A 349-nucleotide genomic window follows, 5' to 3' on the forward strand; every position below is an offset into this window, starting at 1 on the left:
GGCTGCGGCGCCGAGCAGATGCGCGGGGCCGGCTACGACAAGGGCTGGGGCTTGGGGCGCCATGTGCTGGGCTCCAACTATTTCCACTATGTGCGCGACCCCTGGGGAAGCTATGCCGAATACTCGTTCGACATAGATTTCGTGCCGGCGGGCAGCCTGTGGCCAGCCGCCGACCACTCACCGGAGGATGCGCTGTATGTCTGGGGACCGGCGCTTCCTGAGGATTTCATTACCAACCACGAGCCTTGCGCTTGACGCTTTCAACGGAGTATTTCCATGCGAATCATTGCCTTCAGAAATGCCCAGGGCCGGCCGGCCCTGGGCGTGCGGTCCGGCCAGGAGCTGGTGG

The 349-nt window shown here is 63.9% G+C and carries 1 pseudogene; it reads left to right on the plus strand.

The window, feature by feature from the left end:
- Nucleotides 1-255, plus strand: a pseudogene (locus tag L995_RS33860) (VOC family protein); the annotation flags it as partial.
- Nucleotides 256-349 lie beyond the last annotated feature (94 nt).

It is taken from the genome of Delftia sp. ZNC0008, assembly GCF_000799035.1.
In the GTDB taxonomy this organism is placed as follows: Bacteria; Pseudomonadota; Gammaproteobacteria; order Burkholderiales; family Burkholderiaceae_C; genus Comamonas; species Comamonas tsuruhatensis.